20 protein-coding genes and 1 tRNA gene are annotated in these 24350 nt (G+C 41.0%); 6 read left to right on the top strand and 15 right to left on the bottom strand.

Translation table 11 applies throughout. The annotated features are described in order from the left end of the window. Window positions 1-126: 126 nt before the first annotated feature. The 4 genes from thiL to ACJAT7_RS05350 form a co-directional block, all read right to left on the bottom strand. Window positions 127-1119 carry a thiamine-phosphate kinase gene (gene thiL, locus ACJAT7_RS05365; RefSeq protein ID WP_415225774.1) on the bottom strand — a complete coding sequence of 331 codons (993 nt, stop codon included), beginning with the start codon at window positions 1117-1119 and terminating at the stop codon, window positions 127-129. Next, the gene (gene rluF / locus ACJAT7_RS05360) at window positions 1116-2030 is read right to left on the bottom strand and encodes a 23S rRNA pseudouridine(2604) synthase RluF (protein WP_415225773.1); all 915 of its coding nucleotides are present in this window, start codon (window positions 2028-2030) and stop codon (window positions 1116-1118) included. The genes thiL and rluF overlap by 4 nt, the downstream gene beginning before the upstream one ends. Window positions 2031-2396: 366 nt before the next feature. Next, window positions 2397-2717 carry a hypothetical protein gene (locus ACJAT7_RS05355; RefSeq protein ID WP_415225772.1) on the bottom strand — a complete coding sequence of 107 codons (321 nt, stop codon included), beginning with the start codon at window positions 2715-2717 and terminating at the stop codon, window positions 2397-2399. A gap of 204 nt (window positions 2718-2921) precedes the next feature. Continuing rightward, window positions 2922-3007 (bottom strand) — tRNA-Leu (locus tag ACJAT7_RS05350). A 400-nt stretch (window positions 3008-3407) separates the two neighbouring features. Between ACJAT7_RS05350 and ACJAT7_RS05345 the strand changes: the two genes are divergently transcribed. Continuing rightward, window positions 3408-5267: a methyl-accepting chemotaxis protein gene (locus ACJAT7_RS05345; RefSeq protein ID WP_415225771.1), complete on the top strand. Its 1860-nt coding sequence runs from the start codon at window positions 3408-3410 to the stop codon at window positions 5265-5267. Between the two features lie 237 nt (window positions 5268-5504). Here ACJAT7_RS05345 and ACJAT7_RS05340 read toward each other — a convergent pair whose 3' ends face one another. Both ACJAT7_RS05340 and ACJAT7_RS05335 read right to left on the bottom strand, forming a co-directional pair. Continuing rightward, entirely contained in the window at window positions 5505-6098 is a 594-nt protein-coding gene (locus ACJAT7_RS05340) for a PhnA domain-containing protein (RefSeq protein ID WP_415225770.1), read from the bottom strand. A 191-nt stretch (window positions 6099-6289) separates the two neighbouring features. Then, on the bottom strand, window positions 6290-7351 hold the full coding sequence (locus ACJAT7_RS05335) for a glycosyl hydrolase family 18 protein (RefSeq protein ID WP_415225769.1): 1062 nt from the start codon (window positions 7349-7351) through the stop codon (window positions 6290-6292). A 115-nt stretch (window positions 7352-7466) separates the two neighbouring features. Here ACJAT7_RS05335 and ACJAT7_RS05330 point away from each other — a divergent pair, with 115 nt between their 5' ends. Continuing rightward, window positions 7467-8615, top strand: a complete 1149-nt coding sequence (locus ACJAT7_RS05330) for a methyltransferase (RefSeq protein WP_415225768.1) — start codon at window positions 7467-7469, stop codon at window positions 8613-8615. Between the two features lie 117 nt (window positions 8616-8732). Here ACJAT7_RS05330 and ACJAT7_RS05325 read toward each other — a convergent pair whose 3' ends face one another. The 6 genes from ACJAT7_RS05325 to ACJAT7_RS05300 form a co-directional block, all read right to left on the bottom strand. Next, window positions 8733-10139, bottom strand: coding sequence for a sodium-dependent transporter (locus ACJAT7_RS05325; RefSeq protein ID WP_415225767.1), 1407 nt, complete (start codon window positions 10137-10139; stop codon window positions 8733-8735). A gap of 478 nt (window positions 10140-10617) precedes the next feature. After that, window positions 10618-11628, bottom strand: coding sequence for a quinone-dependent dihydroorotate dehydrogenase (gene pyrD, locus ACJAT7_RS05320; protein WP_415225766.1), 1011 nt, complete (start codon window positions 11626-11628; stop codon window positions 10618-10620). A gap of 123 nt (window positions 11629-11751) precedes the next feature. Beyond that, window positions 11752-12540 (bottom strand): hypothetical protein, encoded by a 789-nt coding sequence (locus ACJAT7_RS05315; protein ID WP_415225765.1) that lies wholly within the window; start codon window positions 12538-12540, stop codon window positions 11752-11754. 37 nt (window positions 12541-12577) lie between these two features. Next, a complete protein-coding gene (locus ACJAT7_RS05310; protein ID WP_415225764.1) occupies window positions 12578-12877 on the bottom strand; it encodes a hypothetical protein in 300 nt (99 codons plus the stop codon). Between the two features lie 29 nt (window positions 12878-12906). Next, entirely contained in the window at window positions 12907-13620 is a 714-nt protein-coding gene (gene tsaB, locus ACJAT7_RS05305) for a tRNA (adenosine(37)-N6)-threonylcarbamoyltransferase complex dimerization subunit type 1 TsaB (protein ID WP_415225763.1), read from the bottom strand. A gap of 100 nt (window positions 13621-13720) precedes the next feature. Further along, window positions 13721-15643: an ATP-dependent DNA helicase gene (locus ACJAT7_RS05300; protein ID WP_415225762.1), complete on the bottom strand. Its 1923-nt coding sequence runs from the start codon at window positions 15641-15643 to the stop codon at window positions 13721-13723. Between the two features lie 86 nt (window positions 15644-15729). Between ACJAT7_RS05300 and ACJAT7_RS05295 the strand changes: the two genes are divergently transcribed. Beyond that, on the top strand, window positions 15730-16119 hold the full coding sequence (locus ACJAT7_RS05295; protein WP_415225761.1) for a nitrous oxide-stimulated promoter family protein: 390 nt from the start codon (window positions 15730-15732) through the stop codon (window positions 16117-16119). A 286-nt stretch (window positions 16120-16405) separates the two neighbouring features. Here ACJAT7_RS05295 and ACJAT7_RS05290 read toward each other — a convergent pair whose 3' ends face one another. The 3 genes from ACJAT7_RS05290 to ACJAT7_RS05280 form a co-directional block, all read right to left on the bottom strand. Continuing rightward, window positions 16406-16951 (bottom strand): PEP-CTERM sorting domain-containing protein, encoded by a 546-nt coding sequence (locus tag ACJAT7_RS05290; protein WP_415225760.1) that lies wholly within the window; start codon window positions 16949-16951, stop codon window positions 16406-16408. Window positions 16952-17547: 596 nt separating this feature from the next. Next, the gene (locus ACJAT7_RS05285; protein WP_415225759.1) at window positions 17548-18336 is read right to left on the bottom strand and encodes an HD domain-containing protein; all 789 of its coding nucleotides are present in this window, start codon (window positions 18334-18336) and stop codon (window positions 17548-17550) included. A gap of 120 nt (window positions 18337-18456) precedes the next feature. After that, complete coding sequence (locus ACJAT7_RS05280; RefSeq protein ID WP_415225758.1) at window positions 18457-19191, bottom strand: sulfite exporter TauE/SafE family protein; 735 nt, start codon at window positions 19189-19191, stop codon at window positions 18457-18459. Between the two features lie 487 nt (window positions 19192-19678). On the opposite strand from ACJAT7_RS05280, the gene ACJAT7_RS05275 reads away from it, so the two are divergent. From ACJAT7_RS05275 to ACJAT7_RS05265, 3 genes are all read left to right on the top strand, one after another. Next, window positions 19679-21454 carry an ABC transporter ATP-binding protein gene (locus tag ACJAT7_RS05275; RefSeq protein WP_415225757.1) on the top strand — a complete coding sequence of 592 codons (1776 nt, stop codon included), beginning with the start codon at window positions 19679-19681 and terminating at the stop codon, window positions 21452-21454. Next, complete coding sequence (locus tag ACJAT7_RS05270; RefSeq protein ID WP_415225756.1) at window positions 21451-23232, top strand: ABC transporter ATP-binding protein; 1782 nt, start codon at window positions 21451-21453, stop codon at window positions 23230-23232. Before ACJAT7_RS05275 ends, ACJAT7_RS05270 begins: the two co-directional genes overlap by 4 nt. Window positions 23233-23599: 367 nt before the next feature. Then, the coding region (locus ACJAT7_RS05265) for a Bcr/CflA family efflux MFS transporter (RefSeq protein ID WP_415225755.1) at window positions 23600-24350 on the top strand (751 nt) is incomplete at its 3' end.

Raw genomic sequence — 24350 nt, 5'->3', positions numbered from 1 at the left:
ATAATCCTGCAATAATATCATAAATCATAATGCCAAAGCCGCCATCCACCTTTTTATCTAACCCAAAAATTGGATAAGATAGCTTAATTGTAATCCTTGTAAATCATCACGTTTCATAATGTTAACCTAGCGAAAATGATCCCAGCCTTGAAGCGAAAAAGAGACAGCTTGATGGTCGTCGAATAACTGGATTAACGGCTGCTGCAACAAAGTAACGGCGCCAATCACGGAAATATTAGCCGCTGTAACGTCACTTTTTTCTAGAAGCGTATTTAACCGGGTAATATTTGCAGCGCTGATAGTAAACAACAGTTCATAATCATCACCCCCTGTTAAGGCATATTGATACGCACGCTGCTTATCAATAGTACCGACTTCTATTTCTTCGCGCAGTGAGTCGGATAAAGGTAATTTATCAAGATCGAGTTTTGCAGCACAATGTGAAGATTTTAAGATATGCGTTAGGTCCTGCGTTAAACCATCAGAAATATCAATACAGCTAGAGGCTAAACTGCGTAATAAAATGCCTAATTCAACGCGCGGCTCAGTCAACTCTAAGGCATCGATAAACGCCTGCTCATTTTCCAGCGCTATTGTTTTTTGCTTGCACGCCAGTCCTAATCCACCATCACCTAACTTTCCTGAAACACAGATAAGATCATCAATAAGCGCACCATTGCGCTGCAACGCCAGACCGCGCGGAATAACACCTTGCGCTGACACTGTGATGGATAATGGCCCTTTGGTCGTATCACCGCCGACCAGCGCAACGTTAAATTTATTGGCGAGTTCAAAAAAACCCCGTGAAAATTCGCTAAGCCAGGACTCATCCATCTCTGGCAAAGTAATAGCCAATGAAACCCACTTAGGCATTGCGCCCATTGCGGCTAAATCACTGAGATTTACTGCCAGCGCTTTATAACCTAAACGATAGGGAGAAACATCGGAAAAAAAATGGATATCACAAACCAAACTATCAGTACTCACCGCCAGATGGTGACCGTCAGGTACCTCTAGCAGCGCACAATCATCACCAATTCCCAGCACAATACCACTACCCTCTGCTACCGGGTTATTGTTAAAATATTGGCTAATCAAATCAAATTCGGTCAAACTCATTTTCGGTTTAACTTTAATACACGCTTAGTTGATAGATTTTCATCATCAGCTATTTTACTGTTTTTATTAACAAATATTTTCTTAGGGGCGCGCGGATTATTCTGCTTATTCAGGCCGCGCGGACGCGTTTGCGCGCTCGTTGCATTGCGGGCTGATTTTGGCTGCGTCGTATTCACGGCAGTTTTCGAAGAGGAGGAGACCGCACTGTTAATTTCAGCCATTTCCTTTCCCGTTAAATTACGCCATTGCCCCGATTTTAAGTTATCTAGCGTTACCTTCATAATACGCGTACGTTTAAGCTGCATTACTTCATAACCCAGGTATTCACACATACGACGGATTTGGCGGTTTAAACCTTGCGTCAAGACAATAGTAAATACAAAACGGCTCTGCACTTTTACACAGCATGGCTCAGTAATAGTGTCAAGAATCGGAACGCCGCGCTCCATTCGCTCAACAAAACGCTCACTGAGGGGTTTATCTACGGTGACTAAATATTCTTTATCATGCACATTCTCTGCGCGAAGAATTTTATTAACAATGTCTCCATCACTGGTTAAGAAAATCAGACCTTCGGAGGGTTTATCTAAGCGGCCGATAGGAAAAATACGCGCTTTATGGCCGATTGCATCGATAATATTGCCATACACATCGCGTTCAGTGGTGCAGGTGATACCAATGGGTTTGTTATAAGCAATGTAAACACGATCGGAATTGTTTTCCGCAATTGCATTGATCCGCTTGCCATTTACGAAAACCTTATCACCGGGCTGTACTTTTGTGCCAAGTAAAGGTATCTGACCGTTGATTTGAACGCGCTGCTGCTCAATTAATTTGTCCGCCTCACGACGGGAACAAAAACCTGAGTCACTGATATATTTATTCAGCCGTTTTTCACTGCTTGTGTTCACAATATTATCCCATATACATTATTTTAAACCCAAATTACTTGAGTTTATATGGCGCATATTATACCCGTTATCATTCAAGATGCAAAAATCAGCAAGCCGTAGATGAACAGGTTTTAGGCGTGAAGGTGAAGATCTAACGGGTTAAATATAGACTTCACAACAACCAAGATGTTTGCCTGACGCTTCTAGCTCGTTGTTATAAACCCATGGCAATCGGGTGTTGCAGCGGCTGTTAAATGCATTTTTATTGGTAACGGGTAGATACAGCTAGTCGGAATTGGGTATTTAAGACTCTGTTGATAGCGCCACAGTAAGCCTCAATATGCCCCCCCCCTTCCTTGTTATAACAAAATTAAGTAAGCTAAATCATCCCTGCTTTTCAGTCTCAGAGTCACTCTTTTCTACAAACTCACTGCGCCACAAAACCACCTTGCACTCAGAGCAGGCATGGTAATGTTTGCTATTGTCGGGATTTTCTTTGTCCGAATTCAATAAACGCTCAACTGTTGTCGTAGCCCCACAATAACGGCAACATAATTTCCCCTCTTCATTTTTAGACTTAGCTATTTTTTTGTATTCATCTAAAAAAGGTAATGTTTCCCAGTCTGTTTTACGGGCGGGTTTATTGTGGATTTGCACATAATAAATAAGAGCGATAATAGCAAAAAGGATCAGATATGCGGTCATGACGTTCCTTAACAATAGATTTTGTAGTAAAAGTATTGATAGGATAAAAAGAATAATTTACCTTTTGATCATATCGCTATTTGTTTAGCGTAATAGTAACAAACTGAATGAGTGAAATTAACAGGTAAATTAAACATTCAATCTTGTTCAGTGATTTTCAGGTAAAAAAAAAGCTTCAACATAAGTTGAAGCTTTTTCTTGAATTGGTGCCCGGAGCGAGACTTGAACTCGCACACCCATAAGGCGAGGGATTTTAAATCCCTTGTGTCTACCGATTCCACCATCCGGGCAATCACTTAAGTCGTTCTAAGCAAGTGCGGCGTATTCTATAGAAGTTTTATTGCAGCGCAAGCTGTTAAGGTGAAATAATTTAATAAAAACGCTCAACAGATTGAAAAGCAACCAAATAATACTGTTTTGTTAATATTTTTAACTTTTTTGGGCAAAAAAGTGTTCTGCTAAAGCAGATAATGAAAAAGAGTCATTTTTATAGTGGAATAACAATGAGATGAATTATTAGTCAGTTATTGTATAAAGTGATTATTTTGATTTATATGTGCAATGTTTTTTTTAAAGGATAACTGGCGAACAACCACGTTGTCTCATACAATAGTCATCGCATCATTCCACTTCCAGAAAAACAGACAAATCTTAATACCATTCAAAAAACAAACCACTCAAGGCAGATAAATGCTCATCAAACATAAATTAATCCTTAATACCAGCGTATTCATTGTCAGTATGATAGCAATGCTATCGCTAATGAATTTCTCTTCATCATCTCTGCAAAAAGATATATCAATTGCGCATGATCTCGGACAAATAGAGGTTAATGTATTACAGCTAAGACGCAATGAAAAAGACTTTATTGCACGTAAAGAAGAAAAATATCTCGATACCTTTAATAAAAACATAGCCGTTTTAAATAGCGATATTGACAGCATTAGTCACGATCTTGAGTCAATAGGGGTATCAACGACTGAAGCCAAAAAACTTAAAAATGTGTTGGCTGAATACCAGAAACATTTTACCGCACTGGTAAATTCACAAAAAGTGATTGGTTTTGATTCAAACAGTGGTTTGTATAAAAAATTAACAGACGCCGTTCATATTGCAGAAGTAGCGGTAGGTGATGTCGATTACCGTGCATTAAGTATGATGCTGAAATTAAGACGCAGTGAAAAAAACTTTATGCTCCGTCTTGACGAGAGATATGTTAACGATTTCCAGGACAGTTTCAAAAAGCTAGACACTATCATCTACAAAAGCTATCTCCCTCATTCACAAAAAACTACTATTAATGATGCCTTGAAAATTTACCATAGTGCATTTATGGCTTTAGTAAAAGAACAAAAAAAACAGGGTTATCGCCCAGATCAAGGGTTACAAAATCAGATGCGTGAAACTGTTCATAAAGTTGATAATCTGCTTGCTACCATGGTAAAAAAAGTTGATGGCGCTGTTGCTGAATACCTTAGTTTTATTGAAAAACTAACCTATAGTATTTTTGCACTCGCAATTCTGAGTGCAACCTTAATATCATGGTTTTTAGGTAAAGGGATTATTGCAGCGATCACCTTAATTAAAAATTCAATGGTGAGAGCGGCACAAACTAATGACTTAACCATCAAGATATCCACTAGCAATAATGATGAATTGGCAGATATGGCCAACGCATTCAACAATATGCTCAGTAATTTCAAACATTTAATAATTTCAGTCAATCAAACGGTTGCCAGTGTCAAGAATGCAACGGCTACACTGGTCACTAATATTCAGCAAACCAATGCTGGAGTGGCATCGCAAATGCAAGAAACCGATATGGTCGCAACAGCCGTCACTGAAATGGTGGCTACAATTGAAGAGATTGCCAGTAATACAACAGATGCTGCTGATAAAGCGCAGCAAACAAATGAGAATGCAAATAAAGGTCGATCAGGCGTTGAAGTCACCATCAAGCAAATCGCCATACTTTCAGATAAGTTAATCGCGTCGGAATCCGTGGTTATTGAGCTTGCTAAAGATAGCCAAACTATTGGCTCCGTACTTGATGTTATTCGCGGCATTGCAGAGCAAACCAATCTACTGGCACTCAATGCAGCCATTGAAGCAGCCCGCGCTGGCGAGCAAGGACGAGGTTTTGCCGTTGTTGCTGATGAAGTTCGATCACTTGCCAGCCGTACACAAGAATCAACAAAAGAGATAGAAACTATTATTAGCACACTGCAAACCAGAACCCAGAGTATTGTAACGCTGATGACAGAGTGCCGAAATGAAGGCAAAGAAAGCACTCATCAAGCATCAGAAGCGGGCCACATGCTTGAAGAGATAAACACTGATGTAGTGAATATAATGGATATGACTACCGCCATTGCCACGGCTATTCAAGAACAAAGTACGGTGGCATCAGAGGTGAATCGACATGTTGTTTCTATTCGTGATGTCGCAGAAATTGCAAGTGAATCTGCGCAACAAAACGAGCAGATGAGCGGCGAGTTATCGCAACAGGCAAATGCGTTAACCAATGAGATAAAACGATTTACTATCTAATCCGCTAGGAAATACTCTTAAGGGTAAATTAAAAAAGGCGAATAGATAATATCTATTCGCCTTTTTATTGCAGCTTCCTAAGTAACCTAGGATCTGATTAGCAGTTACCCAGATTAATGTCTGAATTATTGCAGCTATAAAAAACCCACTTTGCTGCTTGCTTGATGGTTTCAAGGCAAATTACAAAATGGGTTTAAAAAGTCAAAGAAGGGTTAATCGGTTGTCTATTCTGAAATTTTACTCTTCACCACCGGGCATTTTTTTCAGAAAACAGGTTAATAACACAATACGCACACCATTAACACGCCCTTCAATATGTTCAGGATTATCCGTTAATGCGATATTACGCACCGGTGTGCCACGTTTAGCGGTGAAATTGCTACCCTTAACATCCAAGTCTTTAATTAACGTCACGTTATCGCCCGACACTAAAATCGTACCATTAGAATCACGTGTAGGTGCTACCTGCTCAATATTATCGGCAGCAACACCATAATCAGCCCACGCTTTTTGCTCATCTTCCATATACATCATATCAAGCAGGTCTTGTGCCCACCCTTCGCTTGTAGCTAAACGCGTTAGTAGGCGGAATGCCGTGACTTGTACAGCGGGAATTTGACTCCACATGCTGTCATTTAAACAGCGCCAGTGGTTATTATCCATCTCGCTGTTTTTTTCAATTTGTGAAAGACAAGTTTCACAAACTAATACTGATTTGTCCGAATTCGGCTCAGCAACGGGCGGCACTTCATAAACGCTAAGATTATCAGTTGCGCTACATAGTTCACATGCAGCGTTACTACGCTCTAACAAGATTTTTTTAATGGGCATGAATTAATACCTTACAATTTGGAGGGGGTAAAAGTGGCGCGTATTATACCCCTTATCATTCAAGATGCAAAAATCAGCAAGTCGTGAGGTGAGCAGCTTATAGGCGTGAAGTTAAAGCTCTAACGGGTATCGACCCAAGCCGCGTAAAAATGCGAGTTCAGCATTTTAAGCGGCTTATTATCAATATAGAACTAGTCGCAGAGAGTCACTGTTTCGCCTGATGCGGTTTCACTCATCACATTCAATAATGAATACTCAAGTAAACTGTCCTTATAGGTATCTTGCTCAAGTGACATGAGCATCACACCACCGGCATAGCTCAGTGCATAATCAGTTTTATAGATAACCGTTGGAATACCATTATAATTACGATCTAGACTTTCATCAGTACAGGCATATGCACGTTTGGCGTCGATAATTTCAGCGTAAGTGTCAACGCTATCGCCAGCCGAATAAAGGGGGATACCAAGGACTAATTTATTTTGAATAAGACAACGTCCAGTCCAATAATCGATGGCATCAATGGCATCTTGCTGAGATGAATGGAGATCATCACTGTTATCCGTATCAAAAGCCCTGACATTCACAAAATCTACATAATCAAACACCGAGCTGTCAATCACGTCTGCAAGATCTTCATCATCATCACCGACGCCGGAAATAACCGATATACTAAAAAAATAACCGTCATCCCATAGCGAATCAGAGAGCTCTTCCACTAAATCTTCAAAAAGCTCTCCTTCATCATCATCCGATGGTGTCTGCCAATTCAGATCAACCCCCTCAAGATCATTGTCTTCAAGGAACGTAATAACATTATTTACAAATGTATTAGTAATAGAGGAAGAGTTAGCAATAGTTTCAAAAGTACTAGCGTAACCAGGTCCACCAATGGAAATACCAACAGTGGCTCCTGCCGTGCGAGCGTCTGAAATCATATCCGCAAAATCATCCATTTCAGCATCATCAAAATCGTTTAGACTCCCATCTGCATTAACTGTTAAATAAGTGTAAAGAAGATATGTTAACTGTTCATAATCTACATCATCCAGATTATCCCTATCATTGCCATTCCAATAACCCACTTTTTTGAAGTCAACATAGGTGGTGTCAGTGTCGCAGACAGCGTCTTCCATAGATTCCAAGTCATCGATCATTGACTCAAACATCCCCTCACAAGCGGTTAAACTGAAAAGAACCAATAAGCTCGGCAGTATTTTTTTATTATTAATGTGTTTTCTTATATTAAACAAAGTTGCCTTCCATTCATCTATTTATTTATAGGGGATAATATCACTTACCTAAAGTGGAGAAGCAAGTTAAAATGAATCGTTATTACTTTATCACTCTTATTAGGCAAAAAATTCTATGAATGAAACATTGAACATTGCAGATCAAACACTGATCCTGCATCGTCATCCAAGAAACAAGCAAGAAACACTACAAGCATGGGATTCAGCTGATGAATACCTGATTAACTACTTTAACGATAACGAGCTTGGGAAACATCTTGGCGAAGATGAGCAAATGCTACTGATCAATGATGGCTTTGGTGCATTGAGTTGTTATTTTCAAGAATTTGAACGTACCGTTATATCGGACTCTTACCTGTCTCTGAATTCTATTAAACTCAACCTGCAGCGTAATAACTGCTCGGAAGAGAATATCCTTATTCAAGACAGCCTACAAAGTTTCCCGAAAAACATAAAATTAGTGTTTATTAAAATCCCTAAAACGCTCTCCTACCTTGAATATATTTTACAACAGCTGCGTGAGGTTTTATCGCCAGAAACCATTATTGTTGCAGCGGGTAAAGTGAATATGATTCACAACTCTACACTGCAGTTATTTGAACAATATATCGGCAGCACAAAAACGTCGTTAGCTAAAAAGAAATCACGTTTGATTTTCAGCTTAGTTGAACAACAGCAAGTACCTGAAAAAGAGATTGCAATCACGTGGGAAATCGAAAAACAGCAATGGAAAATTCATAACCACGCCAATGTTTTCTCTCGTAACCATCTAGATATTGGTGGTCGTTACTTAATGGATAACCTGCCTGAAGGTGATTTTTCTAAAATTGTTGATTTAGGTTGCGGTAACGGTATTGTCGGTATGGCTGCAGCGGATGCGTTCCCTAAAGCACAAATCACCTTTATTGATGAATCTTATATGGCGATTGATTCTGCGCGTATTAACATGCATAAAAACTTACCTGAAGAGCAGGCAGAAAACGCACGTTTTGTAGTGAATAACGGTTTGGTTGGTTTTAAACCAAATAGTTACGATCTTATTTTGTGTAACCCTCCGTTCCATCAACAGCAGGCGATTACCGACAATATTGCATGGAGCATGTTTAATGATGCACGTTTCTGTTTGGTCGATGGTGGTGAGCTTGTTATCGTGGGTAATCGTCATCTAGATTACCAAGACAAATTAGAACGTATTTTCGGTAACTGTGAACTGGTCACTGAGAATCAAAAATTTGTTATTTTACGATCTGTAAAAACGGATTAATTTTCCCAAAAAATTAAAAAAAGGCAACTCAATGAGTTGCCTTTTTTGTTTCCGAAATGCAGTGACAAACATAAAAAAACCGCTTAGTTTGCACTAAACGGTTTTTAGATTAAGCGGTTAGGTTGATTGTTTAATGAAATCTAAAATACCCACTGAATTAGCGAATACGAATAAGATCCCCAGTGGCGCAATATAACGTAGTAAGACCATTACAAGAGTGAACTGCCATTGCGCAAGATTAAACTCTTTTTTAACCACGTCAGACTTCATCACCCAACCCGCAAAGATTGAAATTAACAATCCACCGAGCGGCATTAAAATATTTGTGGTTAAATAGTCGAACATAGCAAAAATATTGTCCCCCATAAAACCAAAATTAATTTGCGCCCATTCTGTGCCTGCTAGGGAGAACACAGTACCTAGACTGAAAATCCAGATAACAACACCCGCAATAATAGCCGCTTTAACACGAGAGAGTTTCTGACGTTCTTCCAGGTAAGCAGCACTGGCTTCAAGCAAAGCGATTGCAGAGGTAAATGCAGCAAATAAAATCATGATAAAGAACAAAGTACCGAAAAAATCTCCCATTGGCATGGAGCCAAAGGCAATCGGTAGAGATTGAAAGAGCAAACCAGGGCCGGCACTTGGCTCTAAGCCATGCGCAAATACGATGGGATAGATGGCTAAACCGGCGATTAAGGCAACCACAGTATCAGCAATAGCAATCATAATTGAGGTTTTCGCGATGGACACGCCTTCCGGCAGATACGCCCCATAGACCATCATAACGCCAGACGCTAAACTGAGTGTAAAAAAGGCATGCCCCAATGCCACTAATACCCCTTCGATGGTAAGTTTAGAAAAATCGATATCAAACATAAATGAGAACGCAGCCGCAAAATCCCCCACTACAGCCGAATAGAGCATAATACCGACAAGCAAGATGAATAATGCAGGCATCAAATAGGTAACCGCCGTTTCAAGCCCCCCTTTCACGCCCTTAGAGATAACGTAGATAACGGCCGCCATGGTTATTGTTGTCCAGGCAAGCAGTTTCGGGATACTACTAACTAAATCGCCAAATAGGTTACCGATCACCTCTGCATTTGTAGCAGGATCAGCGGCAGCGGCACTAAATTCACCGCTTCCTGCGTAGAAGACATAAGCGGCAGCCCAACCAGCGATAACGATATAAAAACTTAAAATCAGGAAACCTGCGAGCACGCCCATTGAACCTATAATAGACCAGTGTGATGAGTGACCAGATTCCTTGGCAACAAGCGCAACAGCATTCGCAGGGGTAGAACGACCACGTTTACCAATGACAACTTCAGCCATCATTATCGGAATTCCGATAAATAACACACATAAAAGATAAACAAAAACGAATGCACCACCGCCGTTTTCTCCCATAATATAGGGAAATTTCCATATATTACCTAATCCAACTGCAGCACCCGTTGCAGCTAAAACATATGCGTATCGACTTGACCATCGATTTGAAACATGTGTGTCGCTATTCATTTAAAACCTTTGCGTTAATAAAATATGCGTCTTTATAGACAGAAGCGGCAGTGAATTCAAGCAAACAAGCCTGTTAAATTTACCAAAAAATAAGATATTAAAAATCAACGCGTGCATACAATATAAAATCAGTGAATAAACACTCACTAATTGCAATGTTTTATACATAAACATGCAAAAGGAAGCGTTTTTTATTTTTGGATTTAAATTGTTAAATTGGAGTTAAGTTAACATTAAAAACGATTCTATTATGGCAATAAATATAACCGTTCGAGTCAACACGACGAATGTGCGCGCCGTTATTTTAGCCGCTGAAGATGATTAAAGGTCAGTCTGTTTTGCAAGGTGATTATTTTAATCAAAAAGTGCAAGCGTACTTATGGATAATTAAAGAAGATTATTTACTGGAAAGCAGCACACACTGGCAGATCAGAAGATAAAATAAGCAGGCTTATTTTATCTTCTGGTCAACTGTCTATTAAATATTATTGATAATTTTCTTAACCAGTTGCGGGCCGTGATAGATAAAGCCCGAGTAAATTTGTACTAAGCTTGCACCCGCCTCTATTTTTTCTTTCGCAGCGATCACGCCATCAATGCCGCCAACGCCGATAATCGGGATTTGCCCTTGCAGCTGCGCGGCAAATTTTGCAACCACCCGTGTACTTTTACTTTGCAATGGCCGGCCGCTTAATCCGCCCTCTTCGCCTGCATGGGACATGCCTTTGATTATCTCACGATCCAGTGTTGTATTGGTTGCGATTAAACCATCAATTTTATATTTAAGTAACGAGGATGCAATTGCTTCAATTTCTGCATCACTTAAATCCGGTGCAACTTTTAATGCAATAGGAACATACTTATTATGCTTTTCTTGTAGCTCCGCTTGACGTGTTTTTAGCACATCTAAAAGTTCATCAAGCGCCGCACCATATTGTAATGAACGCAATCCAGGTGTGTTCGGGGAGGAAATATTCACCGCAATGTAACCTGCATATTGATACACTTTATTGAGGCACAGCAGGTAATCATCTTTTCCCTGTTCAACTGGCGTGGAGAAGTTTTTACCTATATTAATGCCAATCACGCCTTTAAATTGACTCTCTTTTATATTAGCAATCAGGTTATCAACCCCCTGATTATTAAAACCCATGCGATTAATAATACCTTCAGATTCTAAGACACGAAACAATCGCGGTGATGGATTTCCCGGTTGCGCAACGGGTGTTACCGTGCCGACTTCAATGTGGCCAAAGCCCATTGCGCCAAAAGCATCGATACATTCACCATCTTTATCAAGCCCTGCAGCAAGTCCCAATGAATTAGGAAAGGTTAACCCCATCACTTGCACTGGCCGTTGCTGCACTTTCTGGCGGTAAAAAAGGTCCAAAACAGTCCCATAGGTTAATTTAAGCTGCTTTAATGATAAATCATGTGCTTTTTCAGGGTTTAACATAAATAAAAAACTGCGCATAATACGATAAAACATAACAAAGGCCTTTAAAGTAAAGTGAAAAGTAAGCTGAAAAATAAGGTGGTAAATAAATTAGCGCTATTGTACCGTTTATCGGCTAAAGCTGTACTAGTAAAAAAGAAATAATAGAGGCTTCGCTTAGTAAGCAATAATAGCTTGGTAAGCATGAATGCGAGCACGCCAGCCTTTTAACCAACGAAATTCATCTCTGGGCGAATTTTTAACCCGTCTTGTTAGCACTTCATCAGCAGATAAACCAAAAGCACGTAGGGGATTTTCATATTCTTTCGGCATAGTTAATAACACCTGTTTAAGCCCCCATCCCTCTCCCTGATAGCGCTCTTTTTTCGATACACCATCACCTTTGAAGTTTATATAATCAAGCAGCGTAAAAAGTCCCGCAGTTGTTGAGGTCAATTGGGCTAGATTCGCTTTTATACGTTTTTTTTGTTGAGTATTACAATCCGCAATGATCCTTGGAATGGCCGCCTCGAGACGCAATACAATGAATTTAACCTGCAAATCGAGATGCTCACTTAAAAACGAGCGCAACCCAGTGAGCTTTTCACCGTTAAACTCACTATAAAACTGCTCGCGCGATTTCCACGGCGCAAGAGGTGTTGCAAAAAGCCAAGGGGGTGGTTGCACCCCATTATTTTTAAAATAGTTTAACAACTCAGGAAATTGCTCTTTAAAAGGCCCTTTCCCCTTATTGGGATACCAAATAAAATGGCCTAAACCAAGCGACGGGAAATTTTCACCGCGGTTCCATGTGGTTAAGTGTTGTGATTTCTGCTGGCCCTCATTTTTCCAAATAAGTAAACCTAATGCTTCTGTTTGTTGTGTTGTTAGATTGAGTTTATACGATTGGCTGCATGCAGATAACGTACTGATGAATAAGCTGATAGCAAATAGAAAACGGAGCATAGTATAGGCCTATGGCTGATAAAAAGAGAAGAGGGAATTAAACAACGAAATGAAAACTCATGCTATTTATTATCGCATCGCGATGCTCTTGTCCAGCCACTTGCTGATACGCATCGAGTGCGCCCCTTTGCTTAGGTGAGGGTTGATCATAACCGATCGACTGATCGATTGAATCTTTCTGTTTTTCAGAGAGTACCATTGAAAAAACAGCGGGTTTGGCTTTTTTTGTAACAGGCGCAACATCACTAACACTGGCTTGTGACGGTTTTTTTACAATCGCCGCTTTGCCAGTATTAATCGGTTTGGTTAAAAACGTTGTATTATTGTTTATTGCCATAAATAATCCCAACCACTAAATACAATGAATTACTCTCTTCCAGGTAATTTTTTCCATGTTATTTTATCACGTAAGTAAACCGGGGTTGCTAATTCAGGTAAAACAGTTAATGAATTTTTGACGCAACTCACCACATAATCTAACATATATCGGGCATTTGGAAACTCAATATCAAGCTTGCGGGCATCCTTAAAGTATTCCATTAACTCAGGATAAACAGCCCAACCAGAGCCAACTAACACCGCATTTTGTACTACATCTAACTCAAGCGCCAATAAATCGGCAGGTTTAATCACCACTTCTTCATTCAGCAGTGTCATTAAACTGTTTTTCAGCTGGTAATGGGCAAAATAAACCTCACCCATGCGCGCATCAATAGCCGCGTAGACATCCGTAACCTGCTGAGTTTTATAAGCCTGTTGCGCCATCGCCTGCAATGTTGAAACACCGACCATCTCTTTTTCTATACCGTATGCTAAACCTTGTGCAATACTAATGCCAATTCTAACACCGGTAAAACTGCCCGGTCCACGTCCATAAGCAACCACGTCAATATCAGCCAGTGTCAAACCAGATTGCTGCAGCACTTGCTCAACAGTTGGCAGGATTTTGCTGGTATGTTCACGGGGTGCCAACATAAACTGCTCACTAATAAGGTGTTCTTTATCTGTTCTACAAAGCACCGCAACTGAGCACGCTTCAGTTGAAGTATCCACACATAACACATTTAACTGCTTAGACATATTTGACCTATTTATTTTAAAACGGTTGATCAATTTTCATTAATCAATGGTTTTATCTTATAATCTTGCCGCTGACAAGGAATAACCACACACGATCCGTTTAATCGATCGTTTTTAAAAATTCTATCGCGTTTTCAAGCGATCGGGTTCGCGGCATGCACGGTAAACTATTCAGAAATAAATTTCCATATTTACGCGTGACCAAACGATTGTCGCAAACAATCAATACGCCCCTATCCTGCTCGGCGCGAATCAAACGCCCGACGCCCTGTTTAAAGGTAATAACGGCTTGGGGTAACTGGACCTGCATAAAGGGATCTTTGCCTTTTAACTGCGCATCTTCTATGCGCGCTTTTAATAACGGCTCATCGGGTGACGTGAAGGGAATTTTATCAATAATAACGCAGGATAAAACCTGCCCGCGCACATCAACCCCTTCCCAGAAACTGCCCGTTGCCACCAGCAGTGCATTGCCATGGCTAACAAATTCATCAAGTAACGCTTGTTTGCTCTTTTCCCCCTGCTGTAATACCGGCAGGGTCAGCGTTTGCCGGAAGCCGGCCGCCAACTGATTCATCATGGAGTGGCTGGTACACAAAAAGAAACAGCGCCCTTTGCTGGCGCGGATAACCGGCGCTAATAGTTCCACTAATTTTTCAGCAAGTCCCGGAGTGCCCGGCTCCGGCAGTAATCTTGGGACTACAAAGAGGGTCTGCTTGGCGTAGTCAAAGGGGCTGCTTAATTGTAGACATTGGCTGTCCTGCAAACCTAATAACTCGGTAAAATGGTCAAACCGCCCTTTTACCGACAGGGTTGCTGACGTAAAAATCCAAGCGGCTTCCTTTTTCTGACACTCTAACTGAAAACGTTGCGCAACACTCAATGGGGTAATATTTAATGAAAAATGCTGTTTGCTGCAATCAAACCAATAACTAAATCCACTTTCATTGACGCTATTTAATTTTTTAAACAGTAAGGTAAATTGGTTTAAACGTTCAAAACAATGATCTAATACTTCACTTTTACCTAACAGATCACAGATCACCTCATTTAAAAAATTCATAACCTGCAATAAACGCTGCGCATGGTGTTTCATAGCAGGTTCGCGCAACTTATCACGCCAACTGCCCGTCTCTTTGTCGGTGGCAAACGCCAAACGAAAATCCAGCACAGTCATACGCAATTGCTCCGCCGCTTTGGACATCTGTTTGGCTTCACGCATTTCAGTGCGATAAACAAAATCAATCTCTTTGGCCAGTTCAAGAATTTGCCGGCTGGAAAGTGATTCACCAAAATACAAACTGGCAATATCGGGCAGTTGATGGGCTTCGTCAAAAATATAAACGCCCGCTTCCGGCATCAGTTCACCAAACCCGGTTTCTTTCACCGCTAAATCTGCAAAAAACAGGTGATGATTGATCACAACCAAGTCAGACTGCATCGCTTTTTTGCGCGCTTTAACAATAAAACAGTCGTCAAAACTGGGGCAGTCACGGCCAAGACAGTTGTCATTATTGCTGGTAATAGCGGGGATAATAAAGGCATCTTCCGCTAAGTTGTCTATCTCTGCAATATCCCCTGTTTTTGTCGACAAGGACCAGTTTTTAATTTTCACCAGTTCGATTTGCAGCGCCTTCTCTTTATGTCGACTTTCTAACATAAAGCGATTTAAGCGTTCATTACAGAGGTAGTTGCTGCGTCCTTTGAGCAGCGTCACAGTGCCGGTGAAATTAGTCGCTTCAACAAGTAACGGGAGATCTTTTAAAAAAAGTTGTTCCTGCAGTGCTTTACTGCCTGTGGAAATAATTATCTTGGACGATGCTTGTTTATCAAAAGACAACAATGCGGGGGCTAGATAAGCAAAGGTTTTACCCGTTCCCGTTTCCGCTTCTACCACTAATTTTTGTTTGCTTTTGATCGCATTTACAACCGCGTCTGCCATCTCAACTTGCGCATCTCGCGCTATAAAGTGAGGCAGTTTTTGGCTGAGTGCACCCGAGGGGGAAAAAAAAGATGAAATCAAAACAGTTCACTCTTATGGCATATAATTAAAGGCTAACAGAGGTTATTCTACGTCAATTAACAATAATTAATAAGAGTAAATTGATTATGCCTAAGCTACATTTTTTAGCAGAGCAACTTGGCAGCGAATTTAAAACGATCCAGGCAATGGTTAATATTTACTGTCGCGCCCACCATCACGCCTCAGGAGAGTCGGTTCCTTGTACTCAATGCAGGGAATTTATAAGCTATGCGAATGAAAAATTAGATCGTTGTCCTTACGGTCAAAACAAACCGACCTGCAACAGATGTCCTATTCACTGTTATAAAAAAGAGCAGCGAGCGCAAGCAAAAGTGATTATGCGCTATGCCGGCCCGCGTATGTTATTAAGCCATCCGATTTTAGCGATAAAGCATCTCATTGCAGAGCGGCGCCCCGTGCCAAAAAGGATTCCCGATAAGGCATCGAATCGGCATATTCGTCATGCGGGTAAGTAGAACGATGATTCTTGCGCAAAATCCTAGCGAGAGCATGTAGCCGAATTGGTTTGCTATATGCTTTCGCTTGTGGCTGATGGTTTAGCCTTCATTGTTGGTATTCCGCCCTTGACGGCGTGTTACTTTTTCTCAACAGCAAGCAAAACGTAAACGGAAATTATCGTAGCCACTTAGTTTTAATTTGTAGTGTATTGAATTAATTTAAAACTAAAAGTGGTTGTTCTTTCTCTTTAACCGCTCGACATTGTCAATATATCGGGACGTTTAGATAAGGACAACCAATTGATTAAGCATTTTGCTTTTTTCTTGAAAAGCCAATTCCGACTAAAGCGAGCCCAAGTAAAGCAATAGAAGTTGGTTCTGGAACTGACACATCGCTAGCAACATCAATCGATACAAATGAACTTTGATTACTAGCAGGGTAATAAACAGCTTGATTTATTGTATTAATGTTTCCAGTTTCCCAACCAAAAAAGAAATCATTTGAAGTAGATAAGTCATTAAAAACAAGCCAATCGAAATTATTACTCCCAGCTGACAACCAATTACTGACACTTAAACCATCCCAAGCAAGCGAATATGGGGCCGTTGTCGAATAACCAGAAGCAGCATACTCACCTCCTGACCAACTACCAATAGTTGCACTATCACCACTGTTAGTAACACTAAAGTCAGTAATCGAGTAAGTATCAGCGGTTGCCGTTCCTCCACTAGATGTTCCATCGGTAGTGAATTGCCCTGAATTTGAACCAAATGACCAGTCCCACATTATTGTTGCATTTGCACTTGAAGCCAATAGACTCAATACGAATACATAAACTAATTTTTTCATTTTATTCCCCATAAATGTTTAATAAAAAATAAAAAGCATATTTCACGCCAACTTTTATATTACCTTTATTTTCAATGTCTTATATATTCCTAACAATCTGCCCACCGAGACAAGTGCAAATTTTATCGACACCTTGATGTTGTGTTGTAACATTATTTTCAGCTTAGTAGGAAAGCAGGGACGTACTGAGGTGGTGCGTTAAGAAGTGGTTGGGCAGCACAAGAATAAAAAACGTCTCGGACGGCACTGTGAGTTATGCGATAGCATAGTGTCACGAACAAAACTCTCTTTACCTTATTTCTCTTGCTGTTGAGAGAGCATGACTCCCTCGAACTGCGAAACTGCGTTTCGGTTTCTCATCGTCTACACGCCGTCAAGGGCTTAATACCAACAATGAAAGTTAAATCAACCGTCACAAGCGAAAACTTACAAACAACCGCTGCGGCTATCTACATTATTACTATTCAAAGCAAAGCGGGCTATGCCTAACCGCACCCTTGCTTTATTGAAAGCAGATCAATAAGCGAAATAAATCTGCACTTAAGGCTAATTGCTTATAATCTTACTCAACGGGGAACAGACCATAGTATCAAGAGTTAATTTACCGCTGGATGAGCATTCTCTGAGAGATATTTTTTCATCATCTGGTAGAGATGATTAATACGTTCAGTCTGCGGTAAAGTTTTATAGATAGCCTCTAAATAGCCCCGTTCAGCAGTTAATGACAAGGCTTTATCCGTATTAATATCAAAAACCCAACCCATCTGAACGACTTTAATATCAACAATGGTTTCAATCATACTGTAAGAAATAATATGCTGTTGTTTAAGTGCCTCATAAACAGGAAACGAAAGATCTTTACCCGCAGGTAAATTATGCACAACAGTCGGGTTGTCTTTTTCCAATCCCTGCTGATAATAACCGAGCACCACTTTCCAAATATCGAGTTTATCCGCATCCCGTAGCAGTTTACAGATTTGCAACGTTCTATCAGTAAGGCCGTCTGTGATCACAGCTTTATTATGGTTTTCTACTGCTGTTATTATCAACTGGCTTTCTATGGGATCTAAAGGGTTAAGAATATTCAGTTCTTTTATAATACGCACACCTAACGCGGCGTGATCTTCTGATTTAAAGTCTGAAAAAGTACCGTACCTTTTAAGTTGTTCGAATCGGCCAACATCATGCAAAAGCGCGGTTGTTAACCCGATAATCTGATCATTTTCAGAAAGGTCAGCACAAATTAAAGCCATATTGCTGCAGACACGTAGTGTATGTTCTTTTTTTAACAAAATATTTTCTCTATCTGCATTAAGGTCAGATAAAAAACTATCCGTATATTTTAAGAACCATTTTTTTAATTGCTGATACTCTTTTATATTCATTTAAATATGTTCATCAGTTTTAAAATTTATGCAAAGAAAGCTGTGTAACCTTGCGTACTCGATTTCCATATAATCAATTAAGCAAAGTAAACTTGCTGCTGTTCCCATTTTCTGAACCTATTAGATACCTGAATAAATCATCTTAAATCCAATAACTAACAATATGGTATGGACTATACGGTGAAAATTAATATTGTATTTGAACAGTAAATGATAGCCCCACATTCCGAGAAAAGTGCCTATAACCAATGCTGGAATAGCTTTTATACCATAATTAAAAACATCTTCAGTTAATAACCCTTTGTGCCAAAAAATAAAAGCAGTTGGGAAAAGTTGTACTAAAAACAAACAAGATAACGTCCCTTTAATCTTATGTGCAGACCAAGGCAGCATAGAAGTATAAGCAATTACCGGCGGCCCCGATGCGCCTACGCTAGCACCGCAAGCACCCGAAAAAAAGCCAGCTAACAAGCTACTTGGCAGATTTTCTTTACTAAATAAAGTTGATTTTGAACTTAAAGAATAGATGCTTGATACAACTAAGATACACCCTAAGATCAATAGCAGTGTTGTCTCGGGAAGATAAGTCAATAAACTTGCCCCAAAATAACACCCGGGCAGTGAACCGATAAAAAGAATACCAGCTGTAGACCAATCTATATGTTCACGTAATTGCCATATAATAGGCAGTGCTAATGGCGCACTGAAAATAGCAATTAAAGGAACCGCAACCTTAACGCCAATAATTAAAGATAAAAAAGGAATGGTTACTAAGGCAATACCAAAACCAGTTAACCCCTTAATAAAACCACCACAGGTAATAATAAAAAAAAATAAAAGTAATGTGAGATTCACGATTAATTAAACATCCTATTAGTGCGATAAGTTTGAGCATCTTTTAAGCAAAAGGCAGGATAAAAGTACCTTATCTGTCTTAAAATTATCTGTTAAAAAACATCATACTCTTACAAACTGAAAACTAACATTGCACAATGCTAGACTGACGAAAAATGAAAGGCTTGACCCTATTACCATTAGTTTCAATACAGAAAAAAAATATGGGCTAGTAAAAACCACTTGATAAGCGTACGCTTATCAACTTCATTCTACTTATATCCCTTCTCGAAGCGAGTCAAAATGCCCCATAAGTCCAATCAAACTTGCTGTGTTCACGGTGGGAAACGCAATGGTTGCGGTCGCAAGCCCGGCGTGAAAACTCAACCTATTCGCCTGCCTGCATGGTTGCTTGAGCAATTGAGTGAAGAAGGAGATCCAAGACAGCTGATTATCGACGCCTGCCTTGCACAGCATCCATCGATCTGTAATAAAGGCTCTTCGTTCAATGACTAAATCTAAATTTATACTGCACTATTTCCTGCTAAACAAATTTTCTTATTTGTTTGCGATTGTCTGTATTTTTTTCGTTAATTACCTGCAAGTGGAAATTCCGCGCTACATCCAGCTTGCCGTTGATCTACTCAACGAGTCAACACGGGCTTCAAAAGCGGGACTCATTGAAAACGTGCAGTGGGTGATTGCGCTGTCGGTCGTGATGGTGGTGATCCGTATTCTGTCCCGGGTGTATGCGTTAAACCCGGGGAGAATTACGGAAGCGACCTTGAAAAATGATATTTTTCATCGTTTGAACCGTCTTCCTTCAACCTTTCACGAACAATTTGCATCCGGCAAACTTATATCCATTATCAATAATGACCTCAATGGTATTCGCCTGTTTTATGGTATTGGGTTTTTACAGCTGTTTAATATTTTATTTGCACTGTCTCTTACGCCGATTTGGATGTGGAAAATTTCTCCACAATTAACCCTGTACTCGGTGGTCCCGATCATTATTGCCTCCATTATTTTCCGCATTGGTTTTAGAAAATTGCGCGCCTTACAGGCAGAACGATTGATACGCTTGCAGGATTTGTCCGAACAGTTGATGAACTACCTGGGGGGGATTGACTTGATTAAAAATCAACAGATGGGTGAGTGGGTGACGAGCGAACTCAATGAGGTCAATCGCCGTCTCTTTGAATGCACCATGAAAATAGCCAAAATCCAAACCATCTTTATGCCTATTCTGGATTACGCCAACCATTTCATGAAAGTGCTGATTTTGGGACTGGGCGGTTACTATCTTTTACAGGAAAAACTGTCGATTGGTGAAATTACTGCCTTTTTGTCCTACTCCGTACTTTTGGCTATACCGCTAATGCACTTGGGCCGAATTGTCACGGTTTATCAAATGGGTATGATCAGTATTGATAGTGTGCAGAATATTCTCAATAACGCGGTGCCCAGTACGGATCTGTTGAGAATGGACGACGACCAGCAATCCTCTCTGCGCGGATCAAGACTCTTAGTACAAAACCTTTCTTACCGCTACCCAAGCTCCACAGATAAGGACTCGGTGGTGCTTAAAAACCTCAATTTTTCCATTGAACCGGGCGAGAAAGTCGGCGTTTTGGGTAGCATTGGTGCGGGTAAAAGTACGCTGGTGAATTGTTTGAATCATCACTTGTCCCTTGAAGTCGGGCAAATTTTTTGGGGTGACAAAGATATTACTCAAGTCTCGCGTCAGGATTGGCGCAGCTATGTCCGGACCATTACTCAAGACCCTTTTCTGTTTTCCGATACGATTGCTGAGAATATTAAGTTTGGCGCCAAACAACAAGACCAAGCCGCTGATGAACTCAACGTGGAGCAGGTGCTCGAACTCAGCCAGTTGAGCGAAGATGTGCAGCGTTTTGGCGCTGGTGACCAAACCCTGGTAGGTGAAAAAGGTATTATGCTATCGGGTGGACAAAAGCAGCGTTTGAGTATTGCCCGGGCTTTGCTGACACCCAGCGACCTTATCATTATGGATAATGTGTTGTCGGCTGTTGATTATGAAACCGAGCGAACCATTCTAAAAGCGGTATTTAATCGCATTGAGGGGCAGAGTTTATTGGTCGTTTCTCACCGAGTCAGCGCGCTGGAATACATGGATAAGATCCTGGTATTGGAACAGGGTGAAATTATCGCCCGCGGCACGCACGCCCAACTACTTGAGTCGTCGGATTATTACCGAAAGACCTGGCAATTACAGCAGCATGAGACGGAGGCCAGCGTATGATTAAATCACCGGATCTCGCCTACCTCAAACATTTCTATCATTACGCTTCGCGCTACAAAAACACCGCTGTGATTGGTTTGCTGATGATGCCGATATCCGTACTCGCCAACATATTATTTCCCTGGCTGGTTATTCAAGTAATTGATGAGCACCTCACGCCCGGTAAATACGCCGGACTGATGTTCCTGATTGCGAGCATGCTGGTGGTATTAATTGTCAATTATATTGCCGATGCCATCTACACCTACTGCTTACGCAAGACCGGGCAGAAGGCTGTTTTCGATATGCGCATGGCCTTGTTTGGTCGCATTTTGAAACTGCCCAGAACCTATTTTGATAAAACGCCTACGGGTATCACTTTGTCGCGATTGACCAGCGATCTTGAAGCGATCGGTGAATCCTTTGTGCTGGGCGTGCTGAACTTGGTAAAAGACTCCATTAACACCTTGGCGGTGCTGATCTTTATGTTTTTCATCAACTGGCAATTGGCCTTGTTGGTCTTGCTGGTGTTTCCTCCCGTGTTGCTGCTAACCCAGTATGTCCGCAATCGCCTGCGTGAAATGTATAGCATAACCCGTTCGTCTTTGGCCAAAGGCACCGGCTTTTTGCAAGAGTGTTTGTTGGGGGTAAAAACCGTGCAACTCTATGGCGCCGAAGAAGAGGTGGAGTCCAAGTATCACGGTTACACAGAAAATTTTCTGCGGGCGCAATTAAAAACCAATAAATACGATGCCACCCTGTTTTCGATTATAACCGGCATCACCAGTATCACCATCGGACTGATTATTTGGTATGGCTCCGGTAAGGTGCTCGCCGGTGTTATCAGCCTGGGTGTCTTGATCGCCTTTATCAATACCTTGGAAAAAGTGTTTGTGCCTCTGCGGGATTTCACTTCGCAGATCGCGGCCATCCAGCGTTCTTTTGCGGCCTTTGAGCACATTGAAGAACTTTTTGAGGAAGCCCTCGAAGAACAAGGGCGAACGCTGTTGCCGGCAGACACGCTGAAGGACAAGCTGGCTAATTTCGAGTCTCTGGAATTCAAAAATGTACGTTTCCGTTATGGCGGCACTGGCCCCTACGTTTTGGATAACGTGTCCTTTAGACTCAACAAAGGCGAGCAGTTGGCTTTGGTGGGCACGACCGGCTCAGGCAAGTCGACCATCATTCGCATCATGAGTAAAACCTATATGGACTACGAAGGCAGTATTCTTCTCAACGGCATTGAGCTGTCTAGCATTCCCAAAGACTCAATGTCGCACCTGTTTTCTCTGATGCAGCAGGACGTGTTTCTATTTGAGAAGAATATCCAATTTAATATTTCCCTTGGCGCCCCCGAAATCAATGACGACGCAGTGATCGACGCCGCGGAATACGTTTATGCCCACGACTTTATTTTGGAGCTACCGGATCAGTATCAATTTGAGCTAAAAAAAAGCGGCAGTAATTTGTCGGCCGGCCAAGCTCAGCTGATCTCTTTTGCTCGGGTCGTGGCTCAAGGCGGACAGGTAATGATGTTAGATGAGGCCACCAGTTCAGTGGATTCCATAACCGAAAATCTAATCCAAAAGGCGATCGGGCGCTTGTTTGAGGAAAAAACCGTTATCGCAATTGCTCACCGCCTGAGTACCATTCGCCACTCAGATCAAATCTTGGTGCTCAATCAGGGCAAGATTGTGGAACAGGGCAACCACCAGGAGCTGATAGCGATCAACGGCGTTTATTCCCGCTTACTCAATACTGAAGACGATAAGCGCTCAATCTTGCCCGAGCCAGCCTGATTTGTGGCGAGCCCTTCTAAAACAGCAAACACCGACGCGGAGATTAATGAAAATACAGAGAATTTACCCACTTATATCTGCACAAAAAGATTCCAGCAAGCAAACATTTTTGCTTGCTTAGATAAAGTTCCTGAAAAATTTTATAACTCAAAACCTTAGCGAGTTTTGTTAATTTAACTAATTTACTGTGTTTATCATTCGCATTATCAAAACGTTTTATTACTCCCCGTTTGTAATCCGATTAAGCACCATTGTTAAACCGCCCGTGCTAAATAAATAGAGCAAAAGAGCTAAGTAGATAGATATGTCTTGCCAGAAAGGCAACGGCTAGATATTATCTTCCTAGAAAGATAAAAAAGAGATTCTTATGAAAAACAATATTTCAATGTCATTGCTGCTTTTACTGGCATCTATTTTTGCCATGTCACCGTTTGCAATTGATAGCTATTTGTCTGCTATTCCTGTGATAGCTGATGATCTAAATACACAAACATCACTGGTCGCGGTTACCGTCAGCATTTATATTCTCGGTTTAGCGATGGGTCAACTGCTTGGAGGCCCGTTATCTGATAGATGGGGTCGTAGGCCAAGTACCATTCTTGGGTTATTGGTTTTCGCGATCGGTAGTGTGCTGCTTGCCAACGTGCAATCAATAGAAATGTTATGGATCTGGCGTATTGTACAGTCTATTGGAGGGGGAATTGCTGTCGTCAATGTACCTGCAATCATACGTGATAATGCAATAGGTAAGGAAGCTGCTCGGCTGTTTTCTCTTATTGCGTTAATAATGATGATTGCGCCTGCAATCGCGCCAACAATCGGAACCGTTATACTGCACACATTAAGTTGGCATTGGATTTTTATTATGCTCAGTCTGGTAGCGGTGATTGTCGCTATTGCCGCTTTTAGGATAATGCCCGACACCAAAAGAGCTAAAAAAGTCAAACCGTCAGGCGGCTTTCTCTCAGTATTAAAAGAACGTCGCGCGCTGGGTTACCTCATTGCACAGGGATTTGGTTATGCGGTGATGATGACTTTTATTGCCAATGCTCCCTTTGCTTATATAGAACACTTTCACGTATCACCCGAGCTTTTTTCTGGATTATTTATTGCCAATG

It is taken from the genome of Psychromonas sp. (genome assembly GCF_047632995.1).
Taxonomy (GTDB): Bacteria; Pseudomonadota; Gammaproteobacteria; order Enterobacterales; family Psychromonadaceae; genus Psychromonas.
This window is presented reverse-complemented; position numbering and strand designations above follow the sequence as displayed.